The organism is Teichococcus deserti, from assembly GCF_001982615.1.
Taxonomy (GTDB): domain Bacteria; phylum Pseudomonadota; class Alphaproteobacteria; order Acetobacterales; family Acetobacteraceae; genus Pseudoroseomonas; species Pseudoroseomonas deserti.
The window spans coordinates 1-2,153 of sequence record NZ_MLCO01000357.1 but is presented as its reverse complement, the minus strand read 5'-3'; the positions used below and the strand labels follow the sequence as shown (position 1 = coordinate 2,153).

The 2,153-nt window shown below is 71.9% G+C and carries 2 protein-coding genes and 1 pseudogene; 1 reads left to right on the top strand and 2 read right to left on the bottom strand.

Annotation, left to right across the window (positions count from 1 at the left end; all coding sequences use genetic code 11):
* Positions 1-517 (bottom strand): annotated as a pseudogene (locus BKE38_RS27000) (ABC transporter permease); the annotation flags it as partial.
* Positions 514-1,242: an ABC transporter ATP-binding protein gene (locus tag BKE38_RS26995; RefSeq protein WP_420014338.1), complete on the bottom strand. Its 729-nt coding sequence runs from the start codon at positions 1,240-1,242 to the stop codon at positions 514-516. The pseudogene BKE38_RS27000 and the gene BKE38_RS26995, both read right to left, overlap by 4 nt.
* 155 nt (positions 1,243-1,397) lie before the next feature.
* Between BKE38_RS26995 and BKE38_RS26990 the strand changes: the two genes are divergently transcribed.
* Entirely contained in the window at positions 1,398-1,964 is a 567-nt protein-coding gene (locus BKE38_RS26990) for a DUF2889 domain-containing protein (protein WP_076960288.1), read from the top strand.
* Positions 1,965-2,153 lie beyond the last annotated feature (189 nt).

The window sequence follows — 2,153 nt, the reverse complement described above, 5'->3', positions numbered from 1 at the left end:
CGGCGCCGGCGCCGTGGCGCAGGATCATGGCGGTGACGCCCAGCGCCACCGCCCAGCCCATCATCATCAGGGCGGCGAAGAACAGCACCACCACCGGCCCCAGCGCGAACAGCCCGAAGCCATAGAGCAGCCAGGCCAGCAGCACCGCCGGCAGCACGCCCACCAGCATGCGCAGCGTGCTCATGGCGATCAGCCCGGCCACCAGCTCGCGCGGGCGCAGCGGGCTGACGAAGAGATGGCCCAGGTTGCGGCTCCAGACCTCCTCCAGGAAGGAGAGCGCGAAGCCCATCTGGCTGCGCAGCGCCACCTCCCAGAGCAGCACGCCGCCCAGCAGGATGCCGGCGGCGACGCTGGCGGTGTTCTGCTGCACCCCGGCCAGATAGGCGGTCACGAAGCCCCAGACCAGCATCTGCAGCACCGGCCAATAGGCCAGCTCCAGCAGCCGCGGCCAGGAGCGGCGGTAGAGGGCGAGGTGGCGGTAGACCAGGCCCCAGACCCGTCGCGCGGCGCCGCTCATGCGGTGGCCCTCCGGTCACGGGCAATGTCGAGAAAGACATCCTCCAGGCTGGCGCGGCCGAAGCGGGCGACAAGCTCGGCCGGGCGGCCCTCGGCCACCAGGCGGCCCTGCTTCAGCATCAGCACATGGTCGCAGAGCCGCTCGACCTCGGCCATGTTGTGGCTGGCCAGCAGGATCGAGCAGCCGGAGGCAGCGCGGTAGCGCTCCAGCCAGCTGCGCACCCAGTCGCCGGTGTCGGGGTCCAGGCTGGCGGTGGGCTCGTCCAGCAGCAGCAGCTCCGGCCGGTTGATCAGCGATTTCGCCAGCGCCACCCGGGTCTTCTGGCCGGCCGACAGCTGCCCGGCCGGACGGTTCAGGATGTCTGTCAGCTGCAGCTCTTCCGCCAGCTCGGCGATGCGGGCCTCGGCGCCGCGGACATTGTAGAGATGGGCATAGACCCGCAGGTTCTCCGCCACGCTCAGCTTCGCCGGCAGGGCGACATAGGGGGAGGAGAAGTTCATGCGGGCCAGCGCAGCGAAGCGGTCGCGCGCCATGTCGTGGCCCAGCACGGTGATGCGCCCTGCGCTCGGCACCAGCAGGCCCAGCAGCATGGCGATGCTGGTGCTCTTGCCGGCCCCGTTGCCGCCCAGCAGTCCCCAGGTGCTGCCGCGCGGCTGGGCGAAGCTCAGCTCGTCGACGGCCAGCGTCGCGTCGTAGCGCTTGGTCAGGCCCTCGGCCCGGATCACGGCGTCATTCATTCCCGCCGAGAATAGAGCGGCGGGCCGGGAGTTTCCCAGGGGCGGGGCGCGGCAGCCATGCGGGCGGGCGACTTGGCCCGGCGCCGGGCCGCGTGGCATAGGGGATCCCCCTATATTGCGTCGCACCACGCCGGGAGCCTGCCATGCCCCTCTCCCCGCCTGCCGCGCGCCGGCCGCTGCACCGGCGCGTCATCGACATGCGCGGCTATGCCCGCGAGGACGGGCTGTTCGACATCGAGGGGCATCTGGTCGACACCAAGGACCAGGGCTTTTCCACGATCGACCGCGTCGTCGCGCCGGACGAGCCGCTGCACGGCATGCGCATCCGCCTGACCATCGACGACGAGATGCTGATCCATGAATGCGAGGCGGTGACCGAGCAGAGCCCCTACCGCATGTGCCCCGACGCCGCGCCCAACTTCGCCCGGCTGGCCGGCCTGCGCATTGGCGGCGGCTTCAACCGGGCGGTGGCCGAACGGGTCGGCGGCACGCTGGGCTGCACCCATCTGCGCGAGATGCTGGCGCAGCTGGCGACGGTGGCCTTCCAGACCACCTACGAGTCGCGGCGGGCGAAGCGCGGCGACTGGCGGCCGGGCGACAAGCGGCCGGCGCTGATCGGTACCTGCCTGGCCTATGCCGAGGACAGCCGCATCACCGCCACCAACTGGCCGGGCTTCGCGCCCGAGCCGGCCGGGCCTGCCAAGCCGTAAGGCGCCGGCGCCCCGCCGCGTCGCCCCGGCTTTGGCCGGGTGCCGCAACCCGCCTGGCAAGGCGAAGGCGGCAGCCCGAAACATCAATCCGCTGAAAAGAAGTCGCGGAGCCAGCGACGGAACGGGGAGAGGGGCGGGCCTTCCTCCTCGGCCATGACCTCGGCCGAGGGCGGGCCCAGCCGCTTGTGG

Coding starts and splice junctions, on each gene's coding strand:
- BKE38_RS26990 (WP_076960288.1), top strand. CDS start 1,398: ATGCCCCTCTCCCCGCCTGCCGCGCGCCGGCCGCTGCACCGGCGCGTC.